The organism is Leptolyngbya sp. KIOST-1 (genome assembly GCF_000763385.1).
Taxonomy (GTDB): Bacteria; Cyanobacteriota; Cyanobacteriia; order Phormidesmidales; family Phormidesmidaceae; genus Nodosilinea.
In genome coordinates this window covers 1,188,314-1,202,829 of the sequence record NZ_JQFA01000004.1, presented here as the reverse complement: position 1 = coordinate 1,202,829, position 14,516 = coordinate 1,188,314, and the positions used below count along the sequence as shown (strand labels likewise).

The 14,516-nt window shown below is 61.7% G+C and carries 12 protein-coding genes; 3 read left to right on the top strand and 9 right to left on the bottom strand.

What is annotated here, in order from left to right; all coding sequences use genetic code 11:
* Window positions 1-31 precede the first annotated feature (31 nt).
* The 3 genes from NF78_RS22340 to NF78_RS22330 form a co-directional block, all read right to left on the bottom strand.
* On the bottom strand, window positions 32-1,171 hold the full coding sequence (locus NF78_RS22340; protein ID WP_035991755.1) for a hypothetical protein: 1,140 nt from the start codon (window positions 1,169-1,171) through the stop codon (window positions 32-34).
* Window positions 1,172-1,888: 717 nt separating this feature from the next.
* The gene (locus tag NF78_RS22335; protein WP_052050844.1) at window positions 1,889-3,064 is read right to left on the bottom strand and encodes a serine hydrolase domain-containing protein; all 1,176 of its coding nucleotides are present in this window, start codon (window positions 3,062-3,064) and stop codon (window positions 1,889-1,891) included.
* A gap of 48 nt (window positions 3,065-3,112) precedes the next feature.
* Window positions 3,113-5,047, bottom strand: a complete 1,935-nt coding sequence (locus NF78_RS22330; RefSeq protein WP_035991753.1) for an ABC transporter ATP-binding protein — start codon at window positions 5,045-5,047, stop codon at window positions 3,113-3,115.
* A gap of 189 nt (window positions 5,048-5,236) precedes the next feature.
* Here NF78_RS22330 and NF78_RS22325 point away from each other — a divergent pair, with 189 nt between their 5' ends.
* Window positions 5,237-6,289 carry a hemolysin family protein gene (locus tag NF78_RS22325; RefSeq protein WP_035991751.1) on the top strand — a complete coding sequence of 351 codons (1,053 nt, stop codon included), beginning with the start codon at window positions 5,237-5,239 and terminating at the stop codon, window positions 6,287-6,289.
* A 242-nt stretch (window positions 6,290-6,531) separates the two neighbouring features.
* Here NF78_RS22325 and argB read toward each other — a convergent pair whose 3' ends face one another.
* The 6 genes from argB to phoU all read right to left on the bottom strand — a co-directional run bounded on the left by argB (window position 6,532) and on the right by phoU (window position 13,772).
* Window positions 6,532-7,434 (bottom strand): acetylglutamate kinase, encoded by a 903-nt coding sequence (gene argB, locus NF78_RS22320; RefSeq protein WP_035991748.1) that lies wholly within the window; start codon window positions 7,432-7,434, stop codon window positions 6,532-6,534.
* 46 nt (window positions 7,435-7,480) lie between these two features.
* Window positions 7,481-8,056, bottom strand: coding sequence for a shikimate kinase (locus NF78_RS22315; protein ID WP_035991747.1), 576 nt, complete (start codon window positions 8,054-8,056; stop codon window positions 7,481-7,483).
* A 60-nt stretch (window positions 8,057-8,116) separates the two neighbouring features.
* A complete protein-coding gene (locus NF78_RS22310; RefSeq protein ID WP_035991745.1) occupies window positions 8,117-9,331 on the bottom strand; it encodes a hypothetical protein in 1,215 nt (404 codons plus the stop codon).
* Window positions 9,332-9,385: 54 nt separating this feature from the next.
* Window positions 9,386-10,030, bottom strand: a complete 645-nt coding sequence (locus NF78_RS22305) for a flavin prenyltransferase UbiX (RefSeq protein WP_035991743.1) — start codon at window positions 10,028-10,030, stop codon at window positions 9,386-9,388.
* A gap of 155 nt (window positions 10,031-10,185) precedes the next feature.
* Window positions 10,186-12,573, bottom strand: coding sequence for a ribonuclease R family protein (locus tag NF78_RS22300; protein WP_035991741.1), 2,388 nt, complete (start codon window positions 12,571-12,573; stop codon window positions 10,186-10,188).
* A 539-nt stretch (window positions 12,574-13,112) separates the two neighbouring features.
* Entirely contained in the window at window positions 13,113-13,772 is a 660-nt protein-coding gene (phoU, locus tag NF78_RS22295) for a phosphate signaling complex protein PhoU (protein WP_081972844.1), read from the bottom strand.
* Between the two features lie 241 nt (window positions 13,773-14,013).
* Between phoU and psaM (NF78_RS29955) the strand changes: the two genes are divergently transcribed.
* Both psaM (NF78_RS29955) and psaM (NF78_RS29950) read left to right on the top strand, forming a co-directional pair.
* Window positions 14,014-14,109: a photosystem I reaction center subunit XII gene (gene psaM, locus NF78_RS29955; RefSeq protein WP_072016224.1), complete on the top strand. Its 96-nt coding sequence runs from the start codon at window positions 14,014-14,016 to the stop codon at window positions 14,107-14,109.
* A 227-nt stretch (window positions 14,110-14,336) separates the two neighbouring features.
* Complete coding sequence (gene psaM, locus NF78_RS29950; protein ID WP_072016224.1) at window positions 14,337-14,432, top strand: photosystem I reaction center subunit XII; 96 nt, start codon at window positions 14,337-14,339, stop codon at window positions 14,430-14,432.
* Window positions 14,433-14,516 lie beyond the last annotated feature (84 nt).

Genomic DNA, 14,516 nt, shown 5'->3' with positions numbered 1-14,516 from the left:
ACACCCTTGATTCAAGGTCTGAGCGATTACGCTAGAACACCTCTGCGATAGGAGCCTCCAGGGCGGGGGCCACAGTCACCAGGTCAAAGCTGTCGTTGATGTCGCCCAGGGGTGTGGTCAACGACGCAGAGGCAATGCCGCCGCTGAAGTCGATCACACCGTCGATGCCGGCAAAGAAGTCGGCCCCCTGGGTGGTAAAGGCCACCACGTCGAAGCTGGTTTCAAACAGGCCGAAGGAGCTGGTGATGCTGGCGTCGAGAATGCCGTCGGCAAGGATGCCCGTACCATCTAGATCCCGGACAAAGTCAGCGACGTACTGGCTGGCCAGGGGGCCAAACTCGATGTCGCTGGCGATCGGCAGGCTGAGACCCGCGCCAATGGGCAGGGTGGCCGCCAGGTTGGCCAATCCGTCGGTCAGGGTCAGCGACCCGCTCAGAGCTGAGATGGGCACGGCTAGATCGCCAAACGGCCCCAGGTCAGCAACAATGTTGCCGCTGTTGAAATCAACTGCGCCGTTGATGTCCCCCAGCAGCGGCACCGGAGCCGTAAAGGGGAAAATGGCATCCGCAGCAAAGCCGATGTTGGCGACCAGTTGGCCCAAGGGAGTGGTCAGGTCGAGGTTGAGGTCGCCCCCGCCCACATCGATGGTGCCGCTAATCGGTCCCAGGGCCGTGGCCAGATCCAGGGCAAAGGCACCGTTGGTCAGGGGTATGGTGGCATCGATAGCGTTGATGGCCTCCAGCACCAGGGAGCCGGTTAGGGCCGCCAGGTCAAACCCTGGCAACACCGCCGTTTGACCTTCGGTGGCGATCGCGGCCTCCAGAATGCCGCCTGTCAGGGTGACGGTGCCCTCAGAAACCGCCGCCAGTTCGGCGTAGGTTTGCAGAGTAGCGGGAGCATCAAAGCTGCCAGTCACAGCGGAGCCGTCGGACAGCAGCAGGTTGACGTCAAACAGGCCATTGGCAACGGTCACCTGGCCCGTCGTGTTGGGCAGGTCGGCGGCAACGTCAGCCACCAGGCCGGCAAAGCTGGGGTCAAAAGCGGCTAGCAGGCTGAGCACGCTGTTGGAGCCGAAGAACGCGCCCCCAGGGGTGAAGTCAACAACGGCTTCTTCTTCGTTGAAAAAATCTTGGTCAGCGGTCAGAACAGCGGAAAATTCGGTAGAAGACATAGGGAACACCCTTGCTTTCCTTTAGATAAACATCAGCGACAGAGAGGTCTGTCGCGGGCGACGCAGGGTCACCCATTGGTCTGCAATGCTCCGCTGGGTATTGTGCCACAGGAAGTTAGGAGTGCCCAGGAAAACTTTGCCCGCTCTGAGGCCCGATCTACTGCGGTATTCAGGGGGATCGCGGTCGTCTTTGCTACCGTTTTAGTTGTTGTTGCGGGTGGGGTAAGCCTCAGCCCGCCCCCGCCAGACGCCACCACAGGTTTGCGCCTGGACGCCACGGCTGACCAGCGCAAGCTTTCGTTGGGCCACCTCGATTTAACCCGCCAATTGTCCAATAGACGGCAGCAACTCTAGCCGGAGCTGCCCATCCCAGGACCGCCGTCCGCCGCGTGCTAAGGCGAAACTGTGACTGCCGTTAAACCATCGGTAGAGGCTGAGGATATCAACGGTGCCGCGCCCCCTGCGGTAGTCGCCAGCAGCCCCAAAAAACAGGACAGTGCTACCACCAGAGCAATCCGCTGCAGCAGGCGACGGGTGCGGGGGGACAACGGCAAATCTGAATCGGGAGACGGTAGCATTGGCAACAGTTACTGCAATGGAGATTGCTAGTAAACCACACCTGGCCTTCGGGCCAATTGGCCTTAAGGAAAACCAAAGCTTCCTATTTTTCCTCTGGGGACACGCCTGGAAAGACGACTGGGGGCACGCCCCATGGTGTTATCGCCCCTGCCCTTCCCGCAGCCCCGCGACAATCGCATTGACGATCACCGCATCGTTCCAGGCGGGGGGGTCTTCACCGATTCGCACAATCACCAACTCCTCGGAGGGAACGACGTAGACCCGCTGCTGATGGCGACCGTCCAGGTAAAAGGTATCGGCGGCGGCAAAGGGGGCTGACGCGGCCTGGTTCACCTGGGGGTAGTCGGCGGTGCGGGCCTTGAGCCAGATGTGCAGGCCAAAGGTCGGCTCCAGCGGCGACTCCACCAGCATCTGCTGAATCCAGCCCTGGGGAATTAGCTGATTGCCGTTGACCTGTCCCTCGTGCAGCAGCATCTGCCCCAGCCGTACCCAGTCGGGGGCCGTGGCGAAAAAGCAGCAAAAGGGTTTGGCGTTACCCTGCGGACGATCGAGCCAGAGAAACCCGTCCCCTGCCCCCAGGGGTTGCCAGAGCCGACTGCTCAGGTAGTCGCCAAAGGGTTCTCCCGTGGCCCGCTCCAGCACCAGGCTGAGCAGTTGCGAATTGAAATTGTTGTAGTCGAAGGCCACACCGGGGCGATCTTCCGCAGGAATGCCCAGGGCCAGCTTGTGGGCATCGGAGCCGCCGTAGAGCTGCACCAGGTCAGACTGGAGGGTGTCGGTGCGATCGTCGTTGCGCAGGCCCGACTGCATGTAGAGCAGGTCGGCGAGGGTAATGTTGCCTCTGGGGTCGCCTGCCCACTCGGGCAGGTAGGTGTTCACAGGCTCCTGGATAGAGCCGATGTGCCCTTCGTCGATCGCAACCCCAATCAGCAGCGCCAGCAGGGTCTTCACCATTGACATCGAGTTGACCCGGTCGGTGGCGGTGTGCCCCTGCCAGTACTGCTCCAGCACCAGGCGATCGCGGTGCATGACCAGCAGCGCCACCGAGTTCTGCGCCTCGGCATACTCCAGCGCTGTCTGTAGGGCTGGCCGGGGAATTTCAGTCGTCTCGGCCCTCGCCAGCGGTGGGGACTGCGGCCCTGTGCCGGGCACCACCTGCTGGGGCTGGTACCAGTCTGTCGAGGTGATGGGGCGCTCGGGGTAGGTGAGCGATCGCGCCCACATCCGCCAATCAACCGACACCCGCAGCAGCCCGCCCATGGTTACCAACCCCACCGCCGTCCACAGCTTGGGCCTGAGGAAAGATTTTGTCATCGTCGTGCGATCGCTGTCCCTGCTGTTCCAGGATAAGCCCTGCGAAAATTAGGCCACCGAAGCTCGATCGCGCTGCAGCTCCTGAATGCGATCGAGGCTGCCCACCGGAATGGCGCTGATCAGCGCCTGGGTGTAGGGGGTCTGGGGCTGGCGGTAGACCTGCTCGGCGGGGCCAATTTCCTCCACCCGGCCCTGGTTCATCACCATAATGCGATCGCTCATGAACTTCACCACCGCCAGGTCGTGGGAGATGAAAATGTAGGTGAGGTCAAACTCGGCCTGGAGTTCCTTCAGCAGGTTGAGCACCTGGGCCTGCACTGACACATCCAGCGCCGACACCGACTCGTCGCAGATGATGAACTTGGGGTTGAGGGCCAGGGCCCGGGCAATGCAAACCCGCTGGCGCTGGCCGCCGGAAAACTCGTGGGGGTAGCGGTTCATGCAGCTGGCGGGTAACCCGACGCGATCGAGCAGGTAGGCGACGCGCTCTCGCTGGTTGCGCCGGCTCTTGATCACGCCGTGGATTTTGAGCGGCTCGGCGATCGCGGCCCCAATACTCATGCGCGGGTCGAGGGAGCTGTAGGGGTCCTGAAAGACAATCTGCATGTCGCGGCGCAGCTGCCTGAGCTGGGAGGAGCCCAGGCCCAGCACGTCGCGGCCCTCAAACCAGATCTTGCCGCCCATGGTGGGCACCAGCCGCAGCAGGGCACGACCGAGGGTGGTCTTGCCGCAGCCCGACTCGCCCACCAGGCCAAAGGTTTCGCCCTTTTGAATTTGGAATGACACGTCCTGCACCGCCATGACGTGGCGCTGGGTTTTGCCAAATACTCCCCGCACCGGGTAGCCCACCCGCAAATTTTCCACCGCCAGCAGGGGACCGTTGGCCGCCAGCGTAGCCGCCCGGGCCGTCAGTTCGGCTTCTGTCAGGGGGGCAAAGCGGGCCTGGGCTTCGGCATCGAGCACCCGTTCATGAATCACAGGAACCGCGCCTATTAATAGCTGACCGCCGTTGGCTGCCACGGGATTCACCTCTGTGCCCGCCAAATCTACCGCCATAAAGTCGGAGACGGTAGGCAGCAGGCGCAGCCGCTGGTTGGGCTGGGGGCGGCAGGCCAGGAGTCCTTTGGTGTAGGGGTGCTGGGGCTGGGCAAACATTTCCCACACCGGCCCCGCTTCCACAATGCGGCCCTGGTACATGACCGCCACCTGGTCGGCAATTTCGGCGATGATGCCCAGGTCGTGGGTGATGAAAATCAGCGACATGCCCCGGCGATCGCGCAGCTCGCGCAGCAGGTCGAGGATGGTAGCCTGTACGGTGACATCCAGGGCGGTGGTGGGCTCGTCGGCAATCAACAGGTCGGGGTTGCATGAGATCGCCATAGCGATCATCACCCGCTGAATCTGGCCCCCCGACAACTCGTGGGGAAAGCGATCGAGAATGGCCTGCTGACGGCGCTCCACCTCTGCTTGCAGCGATGGGTCGTCAAGGCGGGGCAGTTCGGCCCTGATGGTGGCGGCCATTTCAGCATCGGCAGGCAGGAGCTTGACCTCTTTCAACCGCGCGATCGCCTGCTGACGGGCCTCTTCTTTAGAAATTGCCTGGTGCTGGCGAATTGCCTCCACCATTTGAAAGCCAATGGTATAGACCGGGTTGAGCGAACTCATCGGCTCCTGAAAAATCATCGACACCCGGCCGCCCCGATACTGCTGCAGCTGGGTCTCGCCCAGGGTGCAGAAATCCACCGGGTTGCCGGTACCATCGTCAAACCAAATTTCGCCGTTGACCACTCTGCCCGGCGGACTGGGCACCAGCCCCATCACCGCCAGCGACGTCACCGACTTGCCTGACCCCGACTCGCCGACAATACCGAGGGTTTGTCCCCGTTTCACCTGAAATGAAATATCGTTGACGGCCTGAATCTGCTGGTTGTCAACGTCAAAGTGAACGGTAAGGCGCTTGACGTTAAGAATGGTGTCGCTCATTGGTGTTTTCAGGCGGACGTTCAGGGCCACGGGAATCGCTTGATAGCCCAGTTTAGCCTTTGCTCCCAGCACACGACCAGGGTATCGCTGAACTGGGTACACCGAGATGGTGTTTCATCTCGCTAATGAATCATAGTAGATGAATCATAACAGCGTCCTTCCCGCTAACCTTGTTCGCCTTCACCCCCCATGCTGAATCTTGCGATCGCCATCTTGATCATGCTCCTGGGTTCTGCCCTGTGTTCGGGCAGCGAAGCGTCGCTGCTCTCGGTGCCGGTGCTCAAGGCCAGGCAGCTGGCCGAAACCAAACAGCCCGCCGCCGTGGCGCTTTTAGCAATTCGCCAAAAGATCAACCGCCCCATTGCCACCATTGTTATTCTCAACAACCTGTTCAACATCGTGGGCAGCGTGCTGATCGGGGGCATCGCCGCCCGCGTGTTCAACGATGCCCTGCTGGGGGCGTTTACAGGGCTGCTGACCCTGCTGGTGATCTTGTTTGGCGAAATTTTCCCCAAAATTTTGGGCGAGCGCTACGCCATTCCCCTGGCCCTCACCCTGGCCCTGCCGGTGCAGGGTCTGACCTGGCTGTTTACCCCCATTGTGCTGCTGCTCGAAGCGATTACTGCGCCCCTGACCAACCAGGGCGCTCGGCCCAGCACCGACGAGGCCGAGATCAAGCTGCTGGCTACCATTGGCCACCAGGAGGGCATCATTGAAGCCGATGAGGCCGAGATGATTCGCCGGGTGTTTCGCCTCAACGACCTGAAATCGGTCGATATTATGACTCCGCGAGTGGCAGTCACCCACCTGTCCGGCGATCTGACCATTGCCGAGGCCGAAGCCCAAATTCTCAACTCCCAGCACAGCCGCATTCTGGTCAGCGACAACGACATCGATCGCACCATTGGCCTGGTGCTCAAAAACGAGTTGCTCACCGCCCTGATTCGCGGGCAGGGCCACCAGCAGCTCAGGCAGGTCGCCCGCCCGGTGCGCTTTGTAGCCGAAACCGAACGGGCCGACAAGCTGCTGCAAGACTTTCAGACCGCCCGTGAACACCTGGCTGTGGTGGTGGATGAGTACGGCGGCATGTCGGGGGTGGTCACCCTCGAAGATGTGCTGGAGGTGCTGACCGGCGAAATTGTCGATGAGACCGATCGCAGCATCGATCTGCAAAAGCTGGCCCGCCAGCGGGGGCGACACATTCTGCGCACCCGCGGCTTCAACTGGCCCTCAGATTCCTAGAGTGTTGCTACAGCATCCCTACCGTTGCGTGGAAGGCGCGCAAGCGACGGCAGTGGTCAAAGCCTGACTTATCGCTGGGGCCATTTCGCTGGCCCCAGACCCCCTTCGACCAGGGACGTTCCGCCGCCCTGGACCCGACGGAAAGGAGTGATCGATCATCGGTTTAAACCACTGTTCTGCCAGGAAATGGGTAGAGATGCATAGACCCTGAAGTGACAGATTGGGGATGTTGACGATACTATCTAACCCCGAAATTCGGAGGCTACGATCATCGAGCCGATGCCCAGGTCGCTGAAGATCTCCAGCAGCAGAGCGTGGGGGACGCGGCCATCGAGAATGTGGGCGGCACCAACCCCCTGGGCCAGCGATCGCACGCAGCAGTTCACCTTGGGAATCATGCCCCCGGCCACCACCCCGGTCTCGATCAGGTGGCGGGCCTGCTGGATGTCCAGCTTGGGCAGCAGAGTGGAGGGATCTTTGTAGTCCTGCAAAATACCCTTGGTATCGGTGAGCAGAATCAGCTTTTCGGCACCCAGGGCAGCGGCGATCTCCCCAGCTACCGTATCGGCATTGATATTGTAGGCCTGCCCCGTTTCGTCGCTGGCCACGCTCGACACAATGGGAATGTAGCCCGCCTCCACCAGGGTTTTGAGAATCCCCGAGTCAATGCCGCTGACTTCGCCCACAAAGCCCACATCGGCAGAGCCCTGGGGCCGGGCCGTGATCAGGTTGCCGTCCTTGCCGCACAGGCCTACGGCCTTCCCCCCGGCCTGGTTAATCAGCGACACCAGTTCTTTATTGACCCGGCCCACCAGCACCATTTCCACCACGTCCATTGTGGGGGCGTCGGTCACCCGCAGACCGTCCTTGAACTGGGGTTCTATGCCCAGCTTGCCCAGCCAGATGTTAATTTCAGGGCCGCCGCCATGCACCACCACCGGTCGAATACCCACGCAGGCCATAAACACAATGTCGCGAATGACATCGGCCTTGAGGCTGCCGTCCTTCATCGCCGCGCCGCCGTATTTAACAACCACCGTGCGACCCCGGAACTGCTGTATGTAGGGCAGGGCCTCGCTGAGAATGCGAACCCGTGTTGCTTCGGTCTCGTTGACGTTACCCAGTTGTGAAGCAGACTCGACCATGGTGCCACCGATAAGGAGTGGTAGAAACTAAGCTGCCAGTAGTGTATCAATTGAGCACGGCGGAATCAGCCCCAGCCTCGACCTCGGGGCAAATTCTAGCGGCCACAAGCTCCAGGGTGCGGGCGGCGATCGCCTCTACGCTCTCCCCAGCTTCCACCGTCACCCGCACGTCCGCCTGGCCGTAGAGCGACTGTCGCTCGGCCAGCAGCGTGGCCAGTTTTGTCTCCCAGTCCTGCCCCTGCAGCAGCGGGCGGCCCGCATCCCCAGCCAGGCGCTGCCGTAGCACCGCTGGAGACGCATCCAGCCACACCACGATGCCGTGGTGCAGGTAGCTCCAGTTGTGCTGCTGGGTGACAATGCCGCCCCCAGTGGCGATCACCAGGCGACGGTAGGCCGCCAGCTCCGCCAGCGCCTGGGTCTCTAGCTGCCGAAAGGCGGCCTCGCCCTGGGTGGCAAACAGATCGGCAATGGTCTGTCCGGCAGCGGCCTCAACCACGGCATCGGTGTCGAAAAACTGATAGCCCAGGGCCTGGGCCAGGGCGGCCCCGGTGCTGCTTTTGCCAGCACCCATCATGCCGATCAGGTAGAGGTTGAGGCCGTTGAGGCGGGTGGTCAGGGTCATGGTTGGGGGAGAAAGGGGGTGGGCGGGTGGATGGGTAGGAGAGGGGGCGGGTGGATGGGGTTAGGGGGTGAGGGCATCGTCGGCGGCGTTCCAGTCGTCGTCATCGTCCGGGCTATCGGTGGGGTCGGCGCTGGAGTTGCCCCAGTCTGACGTGGCGGCAGCTTCGGCGGCGGGGCTGTAGGGGGGCACAATTACCCGGTAGTCGGCATCGACTACGCCGTCTTCGGCCAGTTCAGGGGCACCGAGGGGGGAGTCATCGCCATCGGGGTCGGCACCATAGGTTTCGTCGTAGGCGGCGTCGGGGGAGAACCCGTAGACGGTCTCTGAGGCATACTCAGCTCCCCTGCCCCCGTAGTCGGAGTCTGGACCGCGCCCAAAATCAGAGACGTCGTCGGGCGGGGCGTAGATGTTGTCGACCTGGCCCCTGGGGGGTGGGGCATCCACTTCGTCGCGGTAGCTATAGGAGTACAGCGATCCGTCTCGGTAGACGCGCCGGGGAGCCTGGGCAGCTTCAAACCCAGGGTTGTGGGGCCTAGAGCTGTGGGGTTCGTCCCAACCCTGGGTGATGTCGTCCAGGCTATCCTGCACCGGACTGACCCCTGGGGTTCTGTAGGGTTGATTTTCGAGGTTGCCCCAGTCGTCGTCCAGCTCGCGCATGGACTCGTTGACCCGCTGCTGCTGTTTGGCGCGCTGCTTGCTGCTGCTAAACCAGGTGGTAACGCTATCGACGATGCCCGAGGCGGTGCCTGGGGCCGGACTCCCGGTGACGGCGGTTTCGGGCCGGGGGGCGCGGCTGAGGGATTCCCAGTCATTCCACTGGCTGGGGGAGCTGAGATCTGTCCAGGCTCGCCAGCTGGGGTCGTCGTCGGCTGAGCCATCCCGGCTGCGATCGCTGGGGGTAGTTGGGGATCGCCCGCTTGCGGCCCTGGAAGCGGGATTGGTGTAGGGGGATGGGTCGGGGCGATCGCTGGCGGCTCGGCTGGCGGCCGGGCTGGGTCCGGGCGTTCCGGTTGGTTCGTAGAAGGACTGGGGCCGATACTTGTAAGCCGCCGAACGACTGCGGTTGGCACCGCCCACCGACCCCAGCAGGGCCGTGAACACCAGGGTGGTCAGGGCCCCCAGCAGCACCGCCGCCACCAGCCAAACCCCCAGGGGTAGCGCCTGGGTGCTGCCGCCAAAGAACACCAGCGGCAGCGCCGGGGCCAGATTTTGCGCCCCCAGCAGCACCACAAATCCCACCGCCAGCACCACCACAATCAGACGTACGGTAGCCATATCTAGCCCTACAACGCCATCTTGCCCATCCTATCGTGCCTGGCGGAGGTGGCGTTAATCCGCCGATAAATGCCCCTGCCAGCGGGTGAGCGGTACACAGTCGATATCCAGCTGGTCGAGGGCGCGGGCCACCACAAAATCGATCAGGTCATCGATAGTCTGGGGCTGGTGATACCAGGCCGGGATGGCGGGCACAATGCGCGCTCCGGCTTCGGCCAGGGTGGTCAGGTTGCGCAGGTGAATCAGGCTGAAGGGAGTCTCTCGCGGCACCACCACCAGCTTGCGGCCTTCCTTCATCTGCACATCGGCGGCCCGCTCCAGCAGGTCAGAGCTGAGCCCCGCCGCCAGGCGCCCCACGGTGCTCATACTGCACGGGATCACCACCATCCCCGCCGCCCGGTACGACCCGCTGGCAATGGTGGCCCCCACATCGCCCCAGGGGTGGCAGCGCAGCTTGCCTGCCGTGGGCACCCCCGCCTGGTTGCGCCAGAACTGCTCCTGCTTCTCAGGGTCGAGGGGCATGTGGATACCCGACTCTGCCTGCCACACCATCTGCGATGCCTTAGACGCCACCAGGTCGACCACCCCATCGGCCCTGAGCACGTGCCTGAGGGTGTGCACAGCGTAGATCAGCCCCGAGGCTCCAGTCACGCCCAGAATCAGGGGACGGGCGGTGGGGAAGGTAGGGGATAGGGACATTGTGGGTGTGTGAGTGGGTGGATGGGTGGATGGGTGGTTATGTCTGACCAGGGCATGGCTTATCCGAACCACCCGCGTACCCGTTTTAATCCTAGCGAGGCTACGAAATTAGGGCCAACGCCACCCACCTACCCACCTACTCATCTACCCATCCCCTACTCACTCTCATCCCGTCCGCTATCATCCCTATCGATCGGCTCCCCGTTGTCATCCTCGCTATAGCCGTTAGCGTCTTCGTCCTCGGGGGCCTGGCTACCACCGCCGACAGCGACGAGATCAATTTGCTGGCGGTAGTAGTCCACGCTCTTGACCTGGACATCGACTTTGTCGCCTAGGCGATACTGCTGGCGGTTTTTGCGCCCCACGAGTTTCTGCTGGCGGGCACGGTACTCGTACCAGTCGTCCTTGAGGGAGCTGACGTGAACTAGCCCCTCGACCAGCAGCTCTTCGATCTCGACAAAGAAGCCGTAGGACTGAACGCCGGTAATCAGCCCGTGGAATACTTCGCCCGTGTGCGATCGCATAAATTCAGCTTTTTTCAGCCCCTCCAGGTCGGACTCGGCCTCCTGGGCCAGGCGCTCGCGCTCGGTCAGGTGGATGGCGATGCGGGGCAGGTCGTCCTCCAGCTCGTGCTGAATGTCGGGGGGCAGCACATTCCAGTTGACCTGACCGTGGCAGGAACTGTGGCGCAGGTTGACCTGGTCTTTGGAGCGGGTGGAGCGGCGATCGCGGCCCGACTCAAACACCGCGTGGAGAATGCGATGCACCAGCAGATCGGCGTAGCGCCGCGACGGTGAGGTGAAGTGGGTATAGCCATCGGTGAGGGCCAGCCCAAAGTGCAGATCGGCATGGGTGCTGTAGAAGGCGGGCTGAATCGTCTCCAGCAGCAGGTAGGTGAGAATCTTCTCGGCTTCCGAAGCGGCAAACTGCTCCACAAAGCGCTGGTAGTCCTTGGGTTGGGGCGCGGCCTCGTCGTCCAAGGTGAGCTGAATCTCCATGTTTTCAGCCAGCTTCACCAGTTCCTGCACATCGCTGGCATCCGGGGCGCGGTGCAGGCGGTAGATAGCGGGTATACCCAACGCTTTGAGCTGCTGGGCAATCAGCTGGTTGGCCAGCAGCATGCACTCCGTCACCACCTGCCGCGAGGGCAGGCTGGTGGCCGTCACCATCACCCCCAGCAGCCCCTCGTCGTCGTACTGGAACTTGGGCGATCGGTAGTGGGCCAGGGGCTCACCGGCGTCGGCGGGGAAGTCGTACTCGGGCAGGTTCAGCTCAAAGGAGCCCCGGTGCAGCCGCTGCCGCTTGATCGCCTGGCTCAGGTAGAGCAGGTTGTCCATCAGGTCGTGGATGGGCTCCAGCGACTTCAGGGCCTTGGGTTTGATGCCCAGGCTCTGGATCAGCTCAGCGTTGTCGCGCTCCAGGATTGCCTGGGCCTCCTGGTAGGAAATTTGGTGGTCTACCGCTACAATCGTCGGCTGCACCTCGTACTCCAGCACCGCGCCTGTATCGTCGAGGGTGGCCAGCACAGAAATGGCGAGGCGATCTTTGCCCGCCAGCAGCGATCCCAGGGGTCCAGACAGCGGCGGCGGCAGCATCGGGATCACTTCGTCGCCCAGGTACACCGAGGTGCCGCGTTTGCAGGCTTCCTGATCGATCGCCGAGTGGGCCGGTACGTAGTGAGCAATGTCGGCAATGTGAATGCCCAGCCGCCACTGGCCCGATTTGGTGCGCTCCAGGCTGAGGGCATCGTCAATCACCTGGGCATTTGGGCCATCGATCGCGACGGTAAGCGTCTCGCGCAGATCCACGCGCTCTTTGGTGTCGGCCTTGCGAACGCGGGTAGGCAACTCCTGGGCTGCGTTCAGCACCGCCTCCGAGAAGCGGCGGGGCAGATCGTGCTTGCAGTAGACAATATCGATGTCGGCGGCGGCTTCAGCATCGCTGCCCAAGATCTGGGCCACCCGCCCCAGGGGCGCATGCTGACCCAGGGGATAGCGGACAATCTCGACGTGGGCCAGCTGGTCAACGGCCTCGGCCAGGTCGCCCCCGTTGGCCACCAGAGATAGCTCAAACAGCAGGCGATCGTCGAGGGGTACGGCCCGGTACTCCTCAGCCTCTTGCTTGACCCGGGCCAGCACCGAAGCATTGGCCCGCTCCAAAATCAGCTGCACCTCGCCCTCGGGGCTACGGCGGCGGCTGCCCTCTTTAGTCACCTTGACCAGCACGCGATCGCCGTTCCAGGCCGTATTCAGCTGGCTTTCGCGCACGTAGATATCGTCGGCCCCTTCTTCGTCTTGAATGGCAAAGCAAAAGCCCTTGCTGGAGCAGCGCAGCTTGCCCTCAATCACGTCCTCGGCCAGGTTGCGGCGGTACTTGCCCCGCTCCTTGACCAGCACCCCCAGCCGCTCCAGGGCATCGACGGCAATTTGCAGATCGCGCTGGCTGGCGTCGTCGTTGCAGTGGAGCTTTTTCTCCAGCCCTTTGAGGGTGTGGGTTTTATCTTTGGCGAAGCTGGCCAGTAGGGCCGCGATCGAGAGTTCCATGTAGCGACTGATTCCTAAAACTATTCATGACTGATTGCCCTGGGCGGGGCATCGACCCGGCTTAGCTTCCCGGTTTAGAGCGAAAGGAAAGCCCTAGCCAGCGGCCTGTGGCAACGAGGCAGCAAAATCGGGATTGACGCCGTAGCTGAAATTGACCTCGACTGCTGGCCCTGCCCTAGTTTCAGCGGCCAGAGCCGCGATTGATGACCCATGCTGAAGCCAAAAACCAGCCGACAGAAACCACCAACGCCCAAGTGTAACCGCTACCGCCACAGATGAACCTGGCCGATGGTAACCAAAACCCCAGACCAGGCCCGCAGCGAGGGCCAGGCCCCTTTAGCGACGGGGAACAGGAGCGACGGGGAATAGGCTACCCCTACAGTTTCTCAGGAAATGGACCGCTGTCAAATCTTTTTGTCAATGTCAGGCAACGTTTTGTGAAGGGGTATTAGGTGTCAGGTATCGGGTTTTGGGTACCGGGTATCGGGTTTTGGGTCGTGAGCTGACACCTGACACCTGGCACCCGACACCCTGCGTCCCTAAGTGCGCTCGCCGGTCACAATGTACGCAACCCGCTTGCCAATATTGGTGGCGTGGTCGGCAATGCGCTCCATGTAGCGAATGGCCAGCACCAGCAGCACCGTGGGTTCCACCGACCCCACCAGGTTACTCTGGTGGGCCAGCAGGGCGTAGAGTTCGTCGTAGTCGCTGTCGATCGCGTCGTCTTTTTGCTTAATCTCTAGGCCGCTTTCGACATCCAGATCAGACAGGGCCAGCAGGCACATCGCCACCATCGAGCGACAGCGATCGAGCATGGTTTGCACCCGCCCCATCAGCGGTTGCACCGGGTAGGGAAAGAGCTTGATCGCCACTTCGCCCAGGTCTTCGGCATAGTCGCCAATGCGCTCGAGGTCGCGCACCATCTGCATAAACGCTCCAATTCGCCGCAGATCCTCGGGTTCGGGCTGCGCCTGGAGGGTAAACAGGTGCATGCAGTCCAGCTCGATCTGGCGATAGAACTGGTCGATCTGCTTGTCGTGGCGATGCAGCCGCTGGGCGGCATCCAGGTTGCGATCGCACAGCGCCTCCCGAGCCAGTACACAGGAGTTTTCAACCAGTGCTCCCATCCGCAGCAGGTCGCGCTGCACCCGCAGTAGCTGTCGGTCAAAGTCACCGCGCACCGGTTGAGTTGTATCCATATCAAGCATCGCTAGCCCACCGAAAGAATTGAGACAGCTGTGGCCATGGCCCCTCAGCCTAGCAGTTCGTCAGAGTCAATCTTTACCCCAGACCACCCAGCGCTGCCGGCCTGGGTTGCCGTTAAGCTCTGTAACAGTTGCGCCCACCAGCCTCGCGAAAGATCCCGTCTTAGTTAACAATCTGTCTAGACCCAGTGTCTTGGGACTAAGCACTATTCACCCAGCGTCGAGGAGTATTTTTATGCCCCTTTCAGAAACCCAGATTTTCATCGCCCTGGCCCTAGCTTTGTTGCCTGGTATTCTGGCAGTTCGCCTGTCTACTGAGCTTTATAAGTAGGTTAAGTTGGGGCCGCTATTTTAGCGCTCCCCGCTTTAATTCACGATAACAAAAAGTGTGTGTGTTCTTTACCCCAGACCACCCAGCGCTGCCGGCCTGGGTTGCCGTTAAGCTCTGTAACAGTTGCGCCCACCAGCCTCGCGAAAGATCCCGTCTTAGTTAACAATCTGTCTAGACCCAGTGTCTTGGGACTAAGCACTATTCACCCAGCGTCGAGGAGTATTTTTATGCCCCTTTCAGAAACCCAGATTTTCATCGCCCTGGCCCTAGCTTTGTTGCCTGGTATTCTGGCAGTTCGCCTGTCTACTGAGCTTTATAAGTAGGTTAAGTTGGGGCCGCTATTTTAGCGCTCCCCGCTTTAATTCACGATAACAAAAGGTTTTGGTGTCATGGCACCAAAACCTTTT